General features: G+C 43.9%; 9 protein-coding genes, 5 tRNA genes and 3 rRNA genes. 8 read left to right on the top strand and 9 right to left on the bottom strand.

Annotated elements, in window-relative coordinates; all coding sequences use genetic code 11:
* Nucleotides 1-79 precede the first annotated feature (79 nt).
* The 8 genes from ACJZU6_RS14050 to ACJZU6_RS14015 all read left to right on the top strand — a co-directional run bounded on the left by ACJZU6_RS14050 (nucleotide 80) and on the right by ACJZU6_RS14015 (nucleotide 4220).
* Nucleotides 80-155: transfer RNA gene (locus ACJZU6_RS14050), tRNA-Glu, on the top strand.
* A 21-nt stretch (nucleotides 156-176) separates the two neighbouring features.
* Nucleotides 177-252 (top strand) — tRNA-Lys (locus ACJZU6_RS14045).
* A 29-nt stretch (nucleotides 253-281) separates the two neighbouring features.
* Nucleotides 282-357: transfer RNA gene (locus tag ACJZU6_RS14040), tRNA-Val, on the top strand.
* A gap of 42 nt (nucleotides 358-399) precedes the next feature.
* Nucleotides 400-475, top strand: a tRNA-Ala gene (locus tag ACJZU6_RS14035).
* 308 nt (nucleotides 476-783) lie between these two features.
* Nucleotides 784-3691: ribosomal RNA gene (locus ACJZU6_RS14030) — 23S ribosomal RNA — on the top strand.
* Nucleotides 3692-3829: 138 nt separating this feature from the next.
* Nucleotides 3830-3945: ribosomal RNA gene (gene rrf / locus ACJZU6_RS14025) — 5S ribosomal RNA — on the top strand.
* A gap of 50 nt (nucleotides 3946-3995) precedes the next feature.
* Nucleotides 3996-4111 (top strand): 5S ribosomal RNA (gene rrf / locus ACJZU6_RS14020).
* A gap of 32 nt (nucleotides 4112-4143) precedes the next feature.
* A tRNA-Asp gene (locus ACJZU6_RS14015) sits at nucleotides 4144-4220 on the top strand.
* 1145 nt (nucleotides 4221-5365) lie between these two features.
* Here the strand turns inward: ACJZU6_RS14015 and ACJZU6_RS14010 are convergent.
* From ACJZU6_RS14010 to ACJZU6_RS13970, 9 genes are all read right to left on the bottom strand, one after another.
* Nucleotides 5366-5752, bottom strand: a complete 387-nt coding sequence (locus ACJZU6_RS14010) for a hypothetical protein (RefSeq protein WP_080158525.1) — start codon at nucleotides 5750-5752, stop codon at nucleotides 5366-5368.
* 282 nt (nucleotides 5753-6034) lie between these two features.
* The gene (locus ACJZU6_RS14005; RefSeq protein WP_408900460.1) at nucleotides 6035-7447 is read right to left on the bottom strand and encodes a phosphoglucomutase/phosphomannomutase family protein; all 1413 of its coding nucleotides are present in this window, start codon (nucleotides 7445-7447) and stop codon (nucleotides 6035-6037) included.
* A 63-nt stretch (nucleotides 7448-7510) separates the two neighbouring features.
* Nucleotides 7511-9916: a GH36-type glycosyl hydrolase domain-containing protein gene (locus tag ACJZU6_RS14000; protein ID WP_408900459.1), complete on the bottom strand. Its 2406-nt coding sequence runs from the start codon at nucleotides 9914-9916 to the stop codon at nucleotides 7511-7513.
* 41 nt (nucleotides 9917-9957) lie between these two features.
* Nucleotides 9958-11886, bottom strand: a complete 1929-nt coding sequence (locus tag ACJZU6_RS13995) for a beta-N-acetylhexosaminidase (RefSeq protein ID WP_080158522.1) — start codon at nucleotides 11884-11886, stop codon at nucleotides 9958-9960.
* Nucleotides 11887-11896: 10 nt separating this feature from the next.
* On the bottom strand, nucleotides 11897-12787 hold the full coding sequence (locus ACJZU6_RS13990; RefSeq protein WP_408900458.1) for a BadF/BadG/BcrA/BcrD ATPase family protein: 891 nt from the start codon (nucleotides 12785-12787) through the stop codon (nucleotides 11897-11899).
* Nucleotides 12780-14516, bottom strand: coding sequence for a glycoside hydrolase family 9 protein (locus ACJZU6_RS13985; protein WP_408900457.1), 1737 nt, complete (start codon nucleotides 14514-14516; stop codon nucleotides 12780-12782). Before ACJZU6_RS13985 ends, ACJZU6_RS13990 begins: the two co-directional genes overlap by 8 nt.
* Nucleotides 14517-14639: 123 nt before the next feature.
* On the bottom strand, nucleotides 14640-15635 hold the full coding sequence (locus ACJZU6_RS13980; RefSeq protein ID WP_080158519.1) for an ABC transporter ATP-binding protein: 996 nt from the start codon (nucleotides 15633-15635) through the stop codon (nucleotides 14640-14642).
* 41 nt (nucleotides 15636-15676) lie between these two features.
* Nucleotides 15677-16651: an ABC transporter ATP-binding protein gene (locus ACJZU6_RS13975; protein ID WP_080158518.1), complete on the bottom strand. Its 975-nt coding sequence runs from the start codon at nucleotides 16649-16651 to the stop codon at nucleotides 15677-15679.
* Entirely contained in the window at nucleotides 16651-17679 is a 1029-nt protein-coding gene (locus ACJZU6_RS13970) for an ABC transporter permease (RefSeq protein ID WP_080158517.1), read from the bottom strand. The genes ACJZU6_RS13975 and ACJZU6_RS13970 overlap by 1 nt, the downstream gene beginning before the upstream one ends.
* Between the last annotated feature and the right edge of the window lie 2 nt (nucleotides 17680-17681).

Below are 17681 nucleotides of genomic sequence, written 5' to 3'. Positions count from 1 at the left end.
TGCAGTGTCCACACAGATTGCTTGGTCGAAATGTAAAAGAGCCGACGTAAGTTGCCCAACAACTTACGTTATGAACATTGTCCCGTTCGTCTAGAGGCCTAGGACACCGCCCTTTCACGGCGGTAACAGGGGTTCGACTCCCCTACGGGACGCCACTTCTCTTTGAAGTGCAAATTGGGTCGTTAGCTCAGTTGGTAGAGCAGTTGACTTTTAATCAATTGGTCGCAGGTTCGAATCCTGCACGACCCACCATCTTCTCCTCGAAGATGTAAAAAATCGGAGGGCGATTAGCTCAGTTGGGAGAGCACCTCCCTTACAAGGAGGGGGTCACTGGTTCGAGCCCGGTATCGCCCACCACTTCTCTTTTAGAGAACTTCTCCTAAAGAAGTAAAACTTTAAGGGGCTATAGCTCAGCTGGGAGAGCGCTTCGCTGGCAGCGAAGAGGTCTGCGGTTCGATCCCGCATAGCTCCACCACTTTATAAATGCATTCGTAAGAGTGTGATTACAAAGTGGTTATCTAATGATAATTGCATGCTCTTTAACAATCTGGAAAGCTGACTAGTAAATTTAATCGAAAGATTAATTTTAAAATGTTTTTATTCTCTGAATAAAAACGAGTTCTCAAAACAACACACATTCAAGTGTCTTGATTTTGTTTTTGCTTTTTAAAGTGAAGACAAATAAATGAGTCCGGCGAAAAACCAATGTTTAATATTTTCTTGATCGGATTATTAAACACAAACCTTGGTTGTTTGAACATACAAGACCTCTTGGGGTTGTATGGTTAAGTGACTAAGCGTACACGGTGGATGCCTTGGCAGTCAGAGGCGATGAAGGACGTATTAACTTGCGATAAGCCCAGATTAGGCAGTAAAAGCCTCTTGAGTCTGGGATTTCCGAATGGGGAAACCCACTTGCATAAGCAAGTATCATTAACTGAATACATAGGTTAATGAGGCAAACCGGGGGAACTGAAACATCTAAGTACCCCGAGGAAGAGAAATCAACCGAGATTCCGGTAGTAGCGGCGAGCGAAACCGGATTAGCCCTTAAGCTAGTTCTGCGTTAGGTGAAGGTTCTGGAAAGTTCCGCGATACAGGGTGATAGCCCCGTAACCAAAAATGCAGTCTTAGTGAAATCGAGTAGGACGGGACACGTGATATCCTGTTTGAACATGGGGGGACCATCCTCCAAGGCTAAATACTCCTGACTGACCGATAGTGAACCAGTACCGTGAGGGAAAGGCGAAAAGAACCCCTGTGAGGGGAGTGAAATAGAACCTGAAACCGTGTACGTACAAGCAGTAGGAGCATACTTGTTATGTGACTGCGTACCTTTTGTATAATGGGTCAGCGACTTAATTTTAGTAGCAAGGTTAACCGTTTAGGGGAGCCGTAGGGAAACCGAGTCTTAACTGGGCGTCATAGTTGCTAGGATTAGACCCGAAACCGAGTGATCTAGCCATGGGCAGGTTGAAGGTGAGGTAACACTTACTGGAGGACCGAACCGACTAATGTTGAAAAATTAGCGGATGACTTGTGGCTAGGGGTGAAAGGCCAATCAAACTCGGAGATAGCTGGTTCTCCCCGAAAGCTATTTAGGTAGCGCCTCGGACGAATACTACTGGGGGTAGAGCACTGTTAAGGCTAGGGGGGCATCCCGACTTACCAACCCTTTGCAAACTCCGAATACCAGTAAGTACTATCCGGGAGACACACGGCGGGTGCTAACGTCCGTCGTGAAGAGGGAAACAACCCAGACCGCCAGCTAAGGTCCCAAAGTTATAGCTAAGTGGGAAACGATGTGGGAAGGCTCAGACAGCCAGGATGTTGGCTTAGAAGCAGCCATCATTTAAAGAAAGCGTAATAGCTCACTGGTCGAGTCGGCCTGCGCGGAAGATTTAACGGGGCTAAGCTATACACCGAAGCTGCGGCAATATGAACTTGTTCATATTGGGTAGGGGAGCGTTCTGTAAGCCGTTGAAGGTGCATTGTAAAGTGTGCTGGAGGTATCAGAAGTGCGAATGCTGACATGAGTAACGATAAAGGGAGTGAAAAACTCCCTCGCCGGAAGATCAAGGGTTCCTGTCCAACGTTAATCGGGGCAGGGTAAGTCGACCCCTAAGGCGAGGCCGAAAGGCGTAGTCGATGGGAAACGGGTTAATATTCTCGTACTTCTTATAATTGCGATGGAGGGACGGAGAAGGCTAGGTGAGCCTGGCGACGGTTGTCCAGGTCCAAGTATGTAGGCTGATGAATTAGGCAAATCCGGTTCATCTTAAGGCTGAGATACGATGTCGAGCTACTACGGTAGTGAAGTCATTGATGCCATGCTTCCGGGAAAAGCTTCTAAGCTTCAGATTATAAGAAATCGTACCCCAAACCGACACAGGTGATCAGGTAGAGAATACCAAGGCGCTTGAGAGAACTCGGGTGAAGGAACTAGGCAAAATGGTACCGTAACTTCGGGAGAAGGTACGCTCCTAGCGGTGATGAGACTTGCTCTCTAAGCTGCCGGGAGTCGCAGATACCAGGTGGCTGCAACTGTTTATTAAAAACACAGCACTGTGCAAAATCGAAAGATGACGTATACGGTGTGACGCCTGCCCGGTGCCGGAAGGTTAATTGATGGGGTTAGGTGCTCTTTTTATTAAGAGCGTCGAAGCTCTTGATCGAAGCCCCGGTAAACGGCGGCCGTAACTATAACGGTCCTAAGGTAGCGAAATTCCTTGTCGGGTAAGTTCCGACCTGCACGAATGGCGTAATGATGGCCACGCTGTCTCCACCCGAGACTCAGTGAAATTGAAATCGCAGTGAAGATGCTGTGTACCCGCGGCTAGACGGAAAGACCCCGTGAACCTTTACTATAGCTTGGCACTGAACATTGACCCTACATGTGTAGGATAGGTGGGAGACGTTGAAGCAACCGCGCCAGTGGTTGTGGAGTCAATCTTGAAATACCACCCTTGTATGCTTGATGTTCTAACGTCGACCCCTTATCGGGGTTACGGACAGTGCCTGGTGGGTAGTTTGACTGGGGCGGTCTCCTCCCAAAGAGTAACGGAGGAGCACGAAGGTGGGCTAATCACGGTCGGACATCGTGAGGTTAGTGCAATGGCATAAGCCCGCTTGACTGCGAGAATGACAATTCGAGCAGGTGCGAAAGCAGGTCATAGTGATCCGGTGGTTCTGAATGGAAGGGCCATCGCTCAACGGATAAAAGGTACTCCGGGGATAACAGGCTGATACCGCCCAAGAGTTCATATCGACGGCGGTGTTTGGCACCTCGATGTCGGCTCATCACATCCTGGGGCTGAAGTCGGTCCCAAGGGTATGGCTGTTCGCCATTTAAAGTGGTACGCGAGCTGGGTTTAGAACGTCGTGAGACAGTTCGGTCCCTATCTGCCGTGGGCGTTGGATGATTGAGAGGGGCTGCTCCTAGTACGAGAGGACCGGAGTGGACGAACCGCTGGTGTTCGGGTTGTATCGCCAGATGCATTGCCCGGTAGCTAAGTTCGGAATCGATAACCGCTGAAAGCATCTAAGCGGGAAGCGAGCCTCAAGATGAGTCATCCCTAGACCTTTAAGGTCTCTAAAGGGTTGTTGAAGACTACAACGTTGATAGGTCAGGTGTGTAAGTGCTGCGAGGCATTGAGCTAACTGATACTAATTGCCCGTGAGGCTTAACCATACAACACCCAAGGGGTTTTTCTTCTCTAAAGAGAAGAGACGGACTCTACAAACGCTTGAATGCGTGTTGAGAACAACTAGTCAGATTTTTCCCAGATTGCTATTTATTGCCATAAGGCGATAAATAAACTAGAATTTGCTTGGCGACCATAGCGTTATGGACCCACCTGATCCCATGCCGAACTCAGTAGTGAAACGTAATAGCGCCGATGGTAGTGTGGGGTCTCCCCATGTGAGAGTAGGACATCGCCAGGCTCAAATTTATATTATTGTTATTAATTTAACAGTAATAGACACAGAATTTACTTAGCAACCATAGCGCAGCGGTACCACCTGATCCCATGCCGAACTCAGAAGTGAAACGTTGTAGCGCCGATGGTAGTGTGGGGTCTCCCCATGTGAGAGTAGGACATTGCTAAGTTTCAAATTGCTTAAATGCTGAATAGACACTGCGGAGTGGTAGTTCAGTTGGTTAGAATACCGGCCTGTCACGCCGGGGGTCGCGGGTTCGAGTCCCGTCCACTCCGCCATTATTGAAGAAACCTGAATCGAAAGATTCAGGTTTTTTTTCGCCTGTATAAAAGTAAGATGATGCTGAATAGACACTGCGGAGTGGTAGTTCAGTTGGTTAGGCTCTTTATTAGGAAGCTTAGCGGCCAGTCATGTCGGGGGTGCGCTGATTTTCGGAATGGCAAGTCCCGTCCACTTCACATTATTGAAGAAACCTGAATCGAAAGATTCAGGTTTTTTTTCGCCTGTATAAAAGTAAGATGATGCTGAATAGACACTGCGGAGTGGTAGTTCAGTTGGTTAGGCTCTTTATTAGGAAGCTTAGCGGCCAGTCATGTCGGGGGTGCGCTGATTTTCGGAATGGCAAGTCCCGTCCACTTCACATTATTGAAGAAACCTGAATCGAAAGATTCAGGTTTTTTTTCGCCTGTATAAAAGTAAGATGATGCTGAATAGACACTGCGGAGTGGTAGTTCAGTTGGTTAGGCTCTTTATTAGGAAGCTTAGCGGCCAGTCATGTCGGGGGTGCGCTGATTTTCGGAATGGCAAGTCCCGTCCACTTCACATTATTGAAGAAACCTGAATCGAAAGATTCAGGTTTTTTTTCGCCTGTATAAAAGTAAGATGATGCTGAATAGACACTGCGGAGTGGTAGTTCAGTTGGTTAGGCTCTTTATTAGGAAGCTTAGCGGCCAGTCATGTCGGGGGTGCGCTGATTTTCGGAATGGCAAGTCCCGTCCACTTCACATTATTGAAGAAACCTGAATCGAAAGATTCAGGTTTTTTTTCGCCTGTATAAAAGTAAGATGATGCTGAATAGACACTGCGGAGTGGTAGTTCAGTTGGTTAGGCTCTTTATTAGGAAGCTTAGCGGCCAGTCATGTCGGGGGTGCGCTGATTTTCGGAATGGCAAGTCCCGTCCACTTCACATTATTGAAGAAACCTGAATCGAAAGATTCAGGTTTTTTTTCGCCTGTATAAAAGTAAGATGATGCTGAATAGACACTGCGGAGTGGTAGTTCAGTTGGTTAGGCTCTTTATTGGGAAGCTTAGCGGCCAGTCATGTCGGGGGCGCGCTGATTTTCGGAATGGCAAGTCCCGTCCACTTCACATTATTGAAGAAACCTGAATCGAAAGATTCAGGTTTTTTTTCGTCTGTAGAAAACTACTTCAATTCATAGAGGCCAGTGTGAAAGATTTCATGTTGCTGTTGGTCACTAATATCTCGGCGACGTGCACGATAACGTGAAACAAAATAAGTAATAACGACAGAGAAAAGGGCATAAGCGATAAGGAATGTTAGTGGTGAATGGATTATTTTGGCAGAAAAGACCCAAATAACACCTGTAACTGTAATAGCGAGTTTCGTCAATGCGGCAACAACTAAAAAACTCATCGCATATTGTGGTCGACGAATAGCTTGGTAAGCAATTAAATAGCTACAACTGACAGCAACAATCGCCAGTGTAAACCCAACTGAGAATGAATGAAAATGTTCGCTAAATAACATGGCGAGCGCGATCATAGTGACAGCAATGATGGCCTTTTTCATAACAACTCCTTACCTTACGCAGAAAGTTTTATTTGTTGAGATAAGCATGGACCTTAATTAGCTAATTGTATGTGATGTGATGCGTTTTTTGATTAATTGATAATATCAATAGTGTGGTTTGTGACCAATGATTGATTATTGTTAATTGGAGGCTTTCAACGTTGTAACAAAGAAAAGGGTAGTCAAAAGACTACCCTGTGGCAAAGATCATAACAACTGATCTGCACAATGTAACAGCTATAAGGCGTGTTACTAGGACTTAGCAATGAAAATAACTAACTGTTATACCGCAAGAAATTGTTTAAATTGCAGTAAAACTGCTTCTGCTTGAGTTTGATCTTCCATTTCTACAAATAAACGCAGTAAAGGCTCTGTGCCAGAGAAACGCGCTATCGCCCAGCCACCATTTTTAAAGTAAACCTTGGCACCATCGGCGTAACTGACTTTTTCGATTTCGTAATCAAATTCAGGCAGTGATTTTTCAATATAAATTTTATTATAAAGACGTTCACGCTCTGCGGCTTTAAAAGTACAGTCACCCTCGGCAGTATAGGCATAACCAAAACGGCCATAAATTTCATCTAATAGCTCAGATAATTTTTTACCGGTTGAGCTGATCATTTCAACTAATAGGCTCGATGCGAAAATGCCATCTTTACCCTTGATATGGCCACGAATAGTGAGACCACCAGAGCTTTCACCGCCAAGTAATGAGTCATCGGCTTCCATTTGAGAACTGATATGCTTAAAGCCAACCGGTACTTCAAAGGATTTTTCGCCATAAGCCGCAGCGACTTTATCAAGAAGGTGAGTGGTTGCGATATTACGTACTACAGAGCCTTTCCAGCCTTTGTATTCAAGTAGGTAGTAATACAGCAGTAATAGCACTTCATTAGGATGAATAAAGTTACCTTTTTCATCAATGATACCTAAACGGTCGGCATCGCCATCAGTACCGATACCAATATCATAACCTTCTTGAGCCACTAAATGTTTAAGGCGGTAAAGCGTTGCCGCACTTGGTGATGGCATTAGGCCGCCAAAGCCTGGATTTTCACCATCGTTGATAACATCAACATCACAACGACCGGTGATCAATACGGTTTGTAAGGCATTTTTTGCCACACCAAACATAGGGTCAATAAGAACGCGTAGGTTAGCTTTTTTAATTGCGTCTAAATCAAGTAAAGAAATGACCGAGTCAACGAACTCGTTCATTGGATTGATGATTTCAATTAATTGATCACGTTGAGCTTGTTCGAAATCGACATGTTTAATATCGGCTACGGTTAATACTGAAATTTGTTGTTCAATTTTTTGAGTAATAATTTCATCAGCATCTCGACCGCCTTCGATAAAGACTTTAATGCCGTTATAGTCCGCAGGGTTATGCGAGGCAGTAATACAAGCAGAGTAAGTTGCACCTGTTTGTTTGGCTTTAAACATAACAATGGGTGTTGGTACAAAGCGGTTGATAAAGCTACATTTGATATTGTTTCCTGCTAATACTTCAGCAAACCATGTCGCGGCTTTATCTGATAAAAAGCGACGGTCATAGCCGATAATAAAACCATTTTCTGTTACTGATTCTGTGATCATGATGTTAGCAATAGCTTGTGCTACTAAACGTACATTAGCTTGAGTGAACTCTTCGCCAATAAAGGCACGCCAACCACCGGTTCCAAATTGAATCATGGAGGAACTCCTATTTCTCTCGCAAAATAAAATAGGGGAGTAAATCCACTCCCCGAAAAGTGATTAGCCCATTACGACCGTAACAGTATTCACAGAACCTTCAGCTTGGGGCGCTATTGCACCTTCGACTGACTGACCGTTAAGCGTGATAGATTTAATCCCCTTGCTTACATGATCTGGGTTAGTAACATTAATTGTGTATGTTGCCCCTCGCCACTCACGCGTTACTTCAAATCCTGGCCATTCAGTTGGAATACATGGATTAATAGTTAAACCATCAAAGCCTGTTTGAATACCTAGAATAAAGTTAGTCACGGCAAAGTAAGCCCAACCAGACGTACCTGTTAACCATGGATGGTTGGCACGACCATGATCTTGGTGATCGCGGCCCATGATAAATTGCACGTAAGAATAAGGTTCAGCTAGGCGTGTTTCAATCATGTCGTTTTGGTTGTATGGGTTAAGTGCATCATAGAACTTCATTGCACGGTCGCCACGGCCTAGTTTTGCTTCTGCTACCCATGCCCAAGGGTTTGGATGTGAGAAGATAGCGCCATTTTCTTTAACGCCTTGGTATACACGGGTTACAAAACCAATGTCGTCGTTAGGGGTTGAGAATGAGGGTGCATTGAGGTGTAAGCCAAACTCTGAGTAAAGGTTTTCATCAACCGCGTCCATTGCTTGCTCACCACGATCTTGTGATGCCATACCTGATAGAACAGCAAGAGTATTTGACTCAAGGTGAATACGACCTTCAGTTTGTTGCGCGGTGCCTATCTTGTCACCATTTTTGGTTAAACCACGAATGTACCAACCACCTTCGTCATCCCATAAATGGGTTTCACAGGCTTCACGAACATTGGCAGCCATTTCAGTGTATTTTTCAATATCGGCTGTTTTACCTTGGTACTTAGCCAGTTGAATAAATTCTTGTAGTGCCCAGAAGTGAAGGAACGAGACCATTGCTGATTCACCGCCACCTAAGTTTAGGCAGTCATTCCAATCGGCGCGTAGACCTTTACAGATACCGGTTTGGCCAACATATTCAGCAGAGAAATTAAGCGCCGCTTTCATGTGATCATAAACAGTTGCATTACCACCATCAGCGTATGGGATCACTTCATCAAGGAAGCTTTCTTCGCCAGTTTCTGTCACGTACTTACAGATAGTAGGGACTAACCATAGGTGGTCATCTGAACACGTATCATCAATACCGTGGATCTTATCGGCATCACTTGGGGTTGGAACAACTGTTGGCGATTTTGATGGCTTAACATCGGCCATTTCTGGATCGAACCAATCAGGATCAAACAGGTGTAACCCGTAACCCGCTTTAACTTGACCACGAAGCAGATCAACTAAGCGCTTACGTGTCATTGCTGGGTTTGAATGTGGTACTGAGATCGCATCTTGAGCTGTATCACGGTAACCAAGACCTGTACGCCCGCCCACTTCGATAAACGAAGCAAAACGTGACCATACAACACACGTTTCTGCTTGGTATAGCGTCCAAGTGTTGATCATGGTGTCTAAGCCTTCGTTTGGCGACGTGACTTTAAATTTATTACAACGGCTTTCCCAATGGTGTTTGATTTCTGCAAATGCAGCATCAACGGCAGCGCTATCTTGGTATTTTTGACGTAGACGTTGGCCTTCGTTTTTACCAATACCTAGAATGTAGTTAAAGCGCACTTCTTCACCCGGTTGAAGGGTGAATTGTTTGTGTAGAGAACCACAATGGTTGTAACAGGTTTGCACGTGATTAGAACAACGGCCTTTTTCAACCGCAATTGGGTTTGATTCATCACGGTATGCACCGATAAAAGTATCACGCTGACCATCATAGCTATCAGGGGCAAAGCTTGATGCTAGGTAGTAGTAACCTTCTTTTTCTTTGGTGTTGTAATATAAGTCGTACTCAATCACGCCATCTTCATAAGATGTACCTGCAGAGTAAAGACTCATCTGATGGTTTTGGTTGTCAGATTGAATGTGGCTAAATGAAAATTCAACAAAAGAGAATGCGCTAATTGTACGCACTTCATCCGTGGTGTTTTTTAGTACTACATCCCAAATTTCAGCATCTTCACCAATCGGCACAAATAATGTCTTTTGTGCAGCAATACCGTTGTACTCACATGCAAATTTTGAGTATGACAAGCCGTGACGCACTTCATATTTCGCTTCATCAAGACTTTTTGCTACTGGCTGCCATGAAATAGACCAGTAATCACCTGTTGCATCATCACGTAGGTAAACATAGTGTCCTGGGCGATCAAATGTCGCGTTAGGATGGAACTTGGTCACACGATTGTATTCTGGTGACTTATAGAAAGAGTAACCACCCGCATTTTGTGAAATCACTGTGCAGAACTTTTCAGTACCAAGATAGTTGGTCCATGGTGCTGGGACATCAGGTCGAGTGATAACGTACTCTCTGTTGTCGTTGTCAAAATAACCGTATTTCATTATTTCTAATCCTTAAAATATTCACTTTACTGTGTGCGTGGTTATTCACAGTGGCGGTAATTAATGCCCGCCTTGTCTAGATAGTTAAGTTGACCTTTTAAGCGAGCTTTAAAGTCATCCCAGTTACGATGTTGTGGTGTGCTCCAGCAGATCTCCGATACCGCTAGTAAGCGCGGATAAATCATATATTCAAATCGGCTTTGGTTATTTATTAATTCTGACCAAAGTGCCGTTTGAATGCCTAAAATGTGCTGTCGCTCAGAATTTTCCGAAGCGATCATGCTAAGTGGGTGATAATTGTAAACTTTATCTAAGGTTAACTTGCCAGCCCAATCGACACCTGCTTCATCTGCAGAGTAACCTTGAGCAAGGTCGAGGTAGGTAGATTGCGCAGGTTGCATTACTACATCAAACCCATTTTTGACGCATTCAAGCCCTGCTTCTTCGCTAAGCCAAGAAAAAATCACGGTGTTTTTACTGACTTTATTGCCATGGGTGGCTTCTTCCCAACCCATCATTCGTTTGCCCTTATCACGTAATACTTGCTCAGCAAAACGTAATATATGGCCTTGAAGTTCCATTGGATCGTGGTAGTTGTTGTCTGCCATTAATTGTTGGCAAGCCACACTGTCAGACCACACACCTTTTGGTACTTCATCTGCGCCAATATGTACAAATGGAGCAGGGAATAGAGCACAAATTTCATCCAATACTGTTTGAATAAAGGTGTAAGTTCCGGCTAATGCTGGTGATAAAACATTGTCAGGGTAGTTTTGAATGCTGCGATATACCGAATGATCATCGGGATCTTTTAATAGTTCAGGCAAGGATAAAATGGCGGCGCGGCAGTGACCTGGCATATCAATTTCAGGAATAATAGTGATACCGCGATCGCTGGCGTAAGCAATAACATCACGAATGTCTTGCTTGGTATAGAAACCACCATAACGTTGATCAATATGACTAAATTGTGGCACGATAACTTCATTTGGACCACGCCAGGCACCAATTTCAGTTAATTGAGGGTAGGCATCAATTTCAATGCGCCAACCTTCATCATCGGTTAGATGCCAATGGAAAGTATTAAATTTATAGCGTGCTAGATGATCTAATAGATGTTTAATACGATCGACGGGGTGAAAATGACGTCCACAGTCAAGCATCATGCCGCGGTAGCCATAATGTGGTTGATCGGTAATTTCTACCATTGGTACGCAATAAGTCGCATTAGCCGCATGACTAGGACTATTAGGTAATAATTGTAATAACGTTGAGGTCGCATGCACAAACCCTGTTGCAGAGCTGGCTTGAATCCAAATATTATCGCTTTCAATCAATAACTGATAACCGTGTTCGATAATGTCATTGCTAACGTGATAATGAATATTCCCCTGAGGGTGAATTGGCATTGTTTCATTAAAATGTTTTTTACATTCAGCACTTAACCAATTGATAGCCCCTTGCGCTAAAGCTGGTGGCGTTTCAATTGCAGTTGTTTGATTAAAAACAAATTCACCGTGAAGACGAGTTAACTGGTTCGGTTGTGGAATTAATGCAATATCACAACCGACGTTAGGTAATGGGGTACAGTAACGCTCGATCGACTCTTGATCTAAATTAATTGCGGTGGTGTAAACTTTTAATGGCGCAATCTGATGTTGGTCATTACCCAAAGCAATAAAGGCTTCACGAATACCATCATCATGAAGATTAAATGGCATGGTTCTCATGGTAAATTCAGTGTAAAAGTGCCCATTAGCCTCTAACGGCGGTAATTGTGATAGGCAACTGTAGCTACCCATTTGGCTAATCGTTCCCACCGAGACTGAAGCGGGATCAATGCAGCGGCTTATAAAAAAATACAGTGACCATCCGTGCAATGCCTGATCGGTTAAGTTATGTAAACTTAACGCATAGCGGCAATAGCCTTTGGCTTTTTCTATTACTGTAAAATCAAGACGATAAGTCATTTATGTTTCCTTAACGTACAAATAGGTTGTGATTGCCGCGCGCCATTGCAATAGCACCATCCATGGCATCACCCTGAGGTGTTGCTAGACGATGTTGCATTGGTGGTGTTAGCCATGCTTGAATACGTTCACCAATCCCCCCCATTAGGCAAATGTTGTGTGCACCACGTAATATCAATGCTTGCATCCACATTTCAATATCAGCGGCTGTCTGTTGCAGTAATGAGATAGCAAGTGGATCGTTGCGTTCGGCAAATGTAAAAATAGCCGGTGAGAATTGACCATAATCACAAGGCCGAGCGGTTTTTGACCAACTAACAATGGCATCAATATCATGATCGAAATGGGTTAATACATGATGAGCCAGTTCTGTTTTCGGCACGATACCATCGACACTGAGTAGCACTTGCTGAATTAAGTGCAGCCCCATCACTGCGCCACTGCCTTGGTCTGAAATAGGAAATTCACGTCCGCCGACAACATGTTGCTTACCGTTAAGTAGTAAAATGCCGCAAGAGCCTGTTCCTGAAATTAAAATCGCACCATCTTTACCGCCCCAAGCACCTAAACAAGCACCATAAGCATCAGTATTTAATGTGATTGCACCATAAGGGTGAGGTTGTTGCATAAAAGCATGCCATGCTTGTTGTTGTTCTGCGCCAGCAAGTGCTAATCCAACCGTCATTGCAGAATAGTCAGCTGAGGTTAATTGTGCTTGTTGGGCCGCAAGAGTAATGGCTTGTTGAATTGATGCCATGGCAATGTCACTACCAAGCAAAATATTAGCGCTACCCGTTTGGGCTTCACCTAAAATAGTGCCATCTAAATCACAAATACGAGCGCGACAAGACGTGCCACCACCATCAATACCCACGAGATAACGATAAGGGAAATTAGCCATGGTGACGTTCCTTAAATTGCAGCGCAGTGGCTAATAAATACCAACCACCATGAGGGATCCATTGCTCTCCCCAACGCCAGTTTTGCAACATGTCATCTTTTTGTGCTGCTGGATTAAAGGCAATATCTTGTTCATTTTCAAAGCCGGATGTGATGCCATTACACACTCCGCCTTTAGCATTGCTAAAACCAAGTTGTGGAAGGTAATCAGGGTTATTGTGACCATGGCCGTCTAACATGCACATATCAAAAGGATTTAAGCCTAAAATCCAATTCATTAACTGTTGGCCATAGTCCATTAGATGCTGTTTTAATTTAGGATCGGTGAGGTGATCTTGTGCCATATAAGCCATGCTCGCGAGTGAGGCAATGCGGGCATTTTCACCTTGCCACCAATAACCTGATTCATTGTTATGAGCGACAAAGAATGCTGTTTGCTTATTACCATTAACAGCTTTGGTATATTGGCGTGGATAACCAAATGGATTATTAACTTCAGTCGTTAACGTTAATTCAAAATTAAGCGTATTCACCAGAACTGGATGTAACTGTTGCTGCTGTTTTGTTTCTGGCTCTGCGGCTAAATATTGCATTAAGGCAATCGCGGGTAAGCCTGCTTCTGCCGCATGGAAATAAGGGCGGCTACCATCTGCGGTTGCTGACCAATAATCGTTAATATTGGCATCAGACATTTGACGATTGCTTAAGCGCTGCGCCCAATCACGCATTTCCGTTAAGTAACGGCTTTGTAATGTCGTACGATAAAGTTCAACCGCGGCTAATAATGCGCAGTATTCATCAATGATATTTTCAGTACCATCGTTGAGGTAGTTAATATTGTGTTGTTTTAAGTGCCAATAGCCACGTTCTGCTGCTTGCAGATATGACTCACTCTGCACGTTGTCGTTATGAGGAATACGACTGCAAGATGGTAAGGTTGTTATACGAGCAGCGGCAGCTAAAGCGGCAATAGCAATACCACCACCTTGACGAAAACCTGCTTGATAGTCATCAGTTTTGATGCCATCTTGGGTTGCATAGGCGCAGATATCACGTTGTGCTGGCGACTTGCTCCATTTATCAAACACCGTCATGTAAAAGAAGCCGTCATCGCTTTGCATACGTATTAAAAAGTCTGCGCCAAATAACGCTTCTTCTAATAAACGTACCCGAGTGAAATCAGCAATATCAGCTTGATCTTCTGCAATTTCATAAGCTTTGAGCATGTTCCAAACAATCATCGGTGTCTGCTGAGGATTGAGATAATTAGCGTAAGAAAGGTGACTTAAATATTTACTGACATCACCTGACGCATCATACCAACCACCACGAACATCAACGAGAGTCTCGCTATTGAGTAATTGCGCTTGGCTGTCGGCATGATCATAAATGCCGCTACAACGTTGTGATTTGAAATAGTGTAGAACATCACTGAAAGTACGTTGCATTAATAGGCCTTCAGCAATGCTGAAAACAGGTGTTTCAATATTGGCGTAACGAATACGGTAATCACCTGCTTTTTGGCAAGCAGAAAAATCAATTTGGTAAATATTGCCCGTATGCCATTGTGCGGTGGTGCCACATGCAGTTAATGGCAGCTGCATAATAGTTTGGTTAGTATGATTGCACACTAATTCGGCTTGGCCTGACAGTGTTTGTGATGTTGTTTGTAGTAATGCTTGCTTTGTATTAAAGCACTCATAACCAAGGTGATTAATTAACAGCTGCATAGGGCCTCCAATGTCGCTAATAAGTGATGGCTCCTTATGGGAACCATCACTGAACGGCTGGTGCGACAAATAACATGGATATAAAAATAAAAGTGTTATTAGTGCTTAGTTTTGTGACGTTGCTTAGTTTTCGTATAGATAACAACGAACAAAGTGGTTATCAGATAATTGAGTAACTTCTGGTAATTTCTCACGACATTTATCTGTCGCTTGCATACAACGACCCGCAAATGGACAACCAAAGCTTTCAGGTGTCCATAGTGGAATTTCACCTTTGTTACCTTTCAACTTGGTATGAATCGATTTACTTGGATCGGGTACTGCTGAAACTAATAATTGGGTATATGGGTGTTGTGGATTATGGATAATTTGTTCAGTATCGCCCCACTCAACCATGTGACCAACGTACATAACCGCAAGATCTTCAGCGATATAACGTGCTGTTGCGATATCGTGCGTGATGTAAAGTAGTGCCATTTCACGCTCAAATTTCATCTCTTCCATCAGGTTAAGAACACCAGCACGGATTGAAACATCAAGCATTGAAGTTGGTTCATCGGCTAGTACCACCTCAGCGCCAACGGCAATGTTGCGGGCTAAGTTGACACGTTGACGTTGGCCGCCTGAAAGCTGGTGCGGGAATTTTGCCGCGGTGGCTTTTGGTGGAATAAGACCCACTTGCTCAAGAAGGTTGTATACCGTTTCTTCAAGTTCTTTTTTATTACCCGATGGCACTTTGTTATGGATCAGTAATGGACGTGCTATATGGTGAAAAATAGTATGAGTAGGGTTTAATGATCCAAACGGATCTTGCCATACCATTTGTACCCCTTGACGGTATTTCATTACATCATCACGGCTGGTGATGGTTTGAATATCACGCCCGTAATATTCAATGTGGCCGCCACTTGGGGCATACATTTTAGCGATCATTTTAGCGGTAGTTGATTTACCTGAGCCAGATTCGCCAACCACGGCTAAGCCACGGCTTTTGTACATTTTGAAAGATACGTCGTTAATTGCACGCATCTTTGATTTTTTAAGTGAGTTACTGTTTACCGAAAAATCTTTAATTAGATTTTTACCTTCGACAATCGGTGTTCCAACAGGCTTGCTCATAGTGTCTCCTAAATACTGCCTATAAATGCGATGTGTTGCTGCTAGTTACCTGTATTGGTAAATAGGTGGCAGTTTGATAAACGTCCTGGTTCAATCTGGCTTAACTGAGTTGGCGTACTGAAACACGCTGGGTGGGTTTTTCCACAGCGAGCTTGAAAGCGACAACCTTGTGGTATTTCAAGTAAATTCAATGGATTACCTGGAATGCCTGTTAAACGTGTTTTAGGGCCTGTTAATGGCGGGAATGAACTTCCCAAGCCTTCGGTGTATGGGTGGTACGGTGTTTCAAGAATTTGTTTTGATGGTGCAACTTCAATTAATTCCCCTGAGTACATGATGCCGATACGATCAGAGAACTCGACCATCAGTGATAAATCATGAGTAATAAATAAAATTGAAAAGCCAAATTCTTCTTTTAATGCATAAATTTTTTGTAGAATTTCACGTTGAACCACTACATCAAGTGCGGTTGTTGGCTCATCCATGATGATCATTTTTGGATTTAGCGCCAGTGCAATTGCGATAACTAAACGTTGACGCATACCGCCTGAAAACTGGTGTGGATAATCACGTAAACGACTTGGGTGAATATCAACAATCTCTAATAATCCTTCAGCACGGCGAATCGCTTGCTTACGGTTCATGGTGGTGTGACGCATGATCACATCACAAAATTGCTCTTCCATGGTTAATACAGGGTTCAAGGCATTCATCGCACTTTGGAATACCATTGACATTTCGCTCCAACGGAAGGCTGACATTGCCATATCCGTTTTCTTTAAAATATCACCATGACCGTCAAAGATTACCTCACCACCGGTAATGAATGCTGGTGGCTTATGTAGACGCATAAGTGAAAATGCAACGGTTGATTTACCACAGCCTGACTCACCGGCTAGACCAAAAACTTCACCCTTACCAATATCAAAGCTAACATTATTAACTGCACGGACATCGCCAGCATCAGTAATATAATCAACACATAAATTACGAATTGAGATTTGTGGATCGGTCATTATTTAGTCCCGCCTTCTAGTGCTGGTTGAGGGATAGCTTCAACCGGTTGTGCTTGTTTTGCTGTTTCTTTTGCCAGGTTTTTCCAACGACGCATGCCTTTATGTGAACGTAACTGTGGGTTCGCAATTTCATCGACTGCGAAGTTCAACATAGCAAGGCCAATCGCGATAAATATCAGTGCGATACAAGGTGCTAATACTTCCCACCAAGCGCCGACTAACATTGAAGATGATGTTTGAACGTTGTACAACATTACGCCCCAACTAATGCCATTTGGATCGCCTAGGCCTAAGAATGAGAGAGTTGCTTCTACGTTAATCGCATACATCACCGAACCGATAAAGCTCGCACCAACGATAGATATAAGGTTAGGAAGAATCTCAACGAAAATGATACGCGGAGACGATTCACCTAATACTTCAGCGGCTTTTACAAATTCTTTTTCTCTAATTGATAGGGTTTGTGCGCGTACGACACGTGCGCCCCATGCCCAAGAGGTGACCGCAATTACAATGGCAATGGTTAATGGTCCTGCTTGGCCAACAAACGCGGCGATAACAAATAAAATCGGCAGTTGTGGCATTACCAACATGATATTCATACATGCGGTGAGGAATTCATCGACTCGCCCACCAAAGTAACCTGCTGAAATACCGATAATTGTTGCTAGGAAGCACACTAATAGACCAGCACCAAAGCCAACAGCTAATGATGTACGTGCGCCATAAACAAGTTGAGACCAGATGTCACGACCCATACGAGAAGTACCGAGTACGTGATCAGCATCTTTTGACATTAATAACGTACGTTTGTTGGTTGCCAAGTTTTTAGCGATCCAACCTTCTGGATTATCTTGCGCAGCTTTGACAACAAAAGCAGGGTATTCATGAGGATTACCGGTTCTTTTGTCTGGTGAATATTGGGTAATAAAAGGTGCAAATAGCGCTGTTAGAATGAAAATGATAATAATGCCAAGACCAAACATTGCTTTCGGGTTGCTAGAGAGTAATTTAAATAAGCCTTTCATGA

The organism is Photobacterium piscicola (assembly GCF_046058925.1).
Taxonomy (GTDB): domain Bacteria; phylum Pseudomonadota; class Gammaproteobacteria; order Enterobacterales; family Vibrionaceae; genus Photobacterium; species Photobacterium piscicola.
The sequence above is the reverse complement of the archived record's forward strand: the minus strand, read 5'-3'. Positions and strand labels throughout refer to the sequence as shown.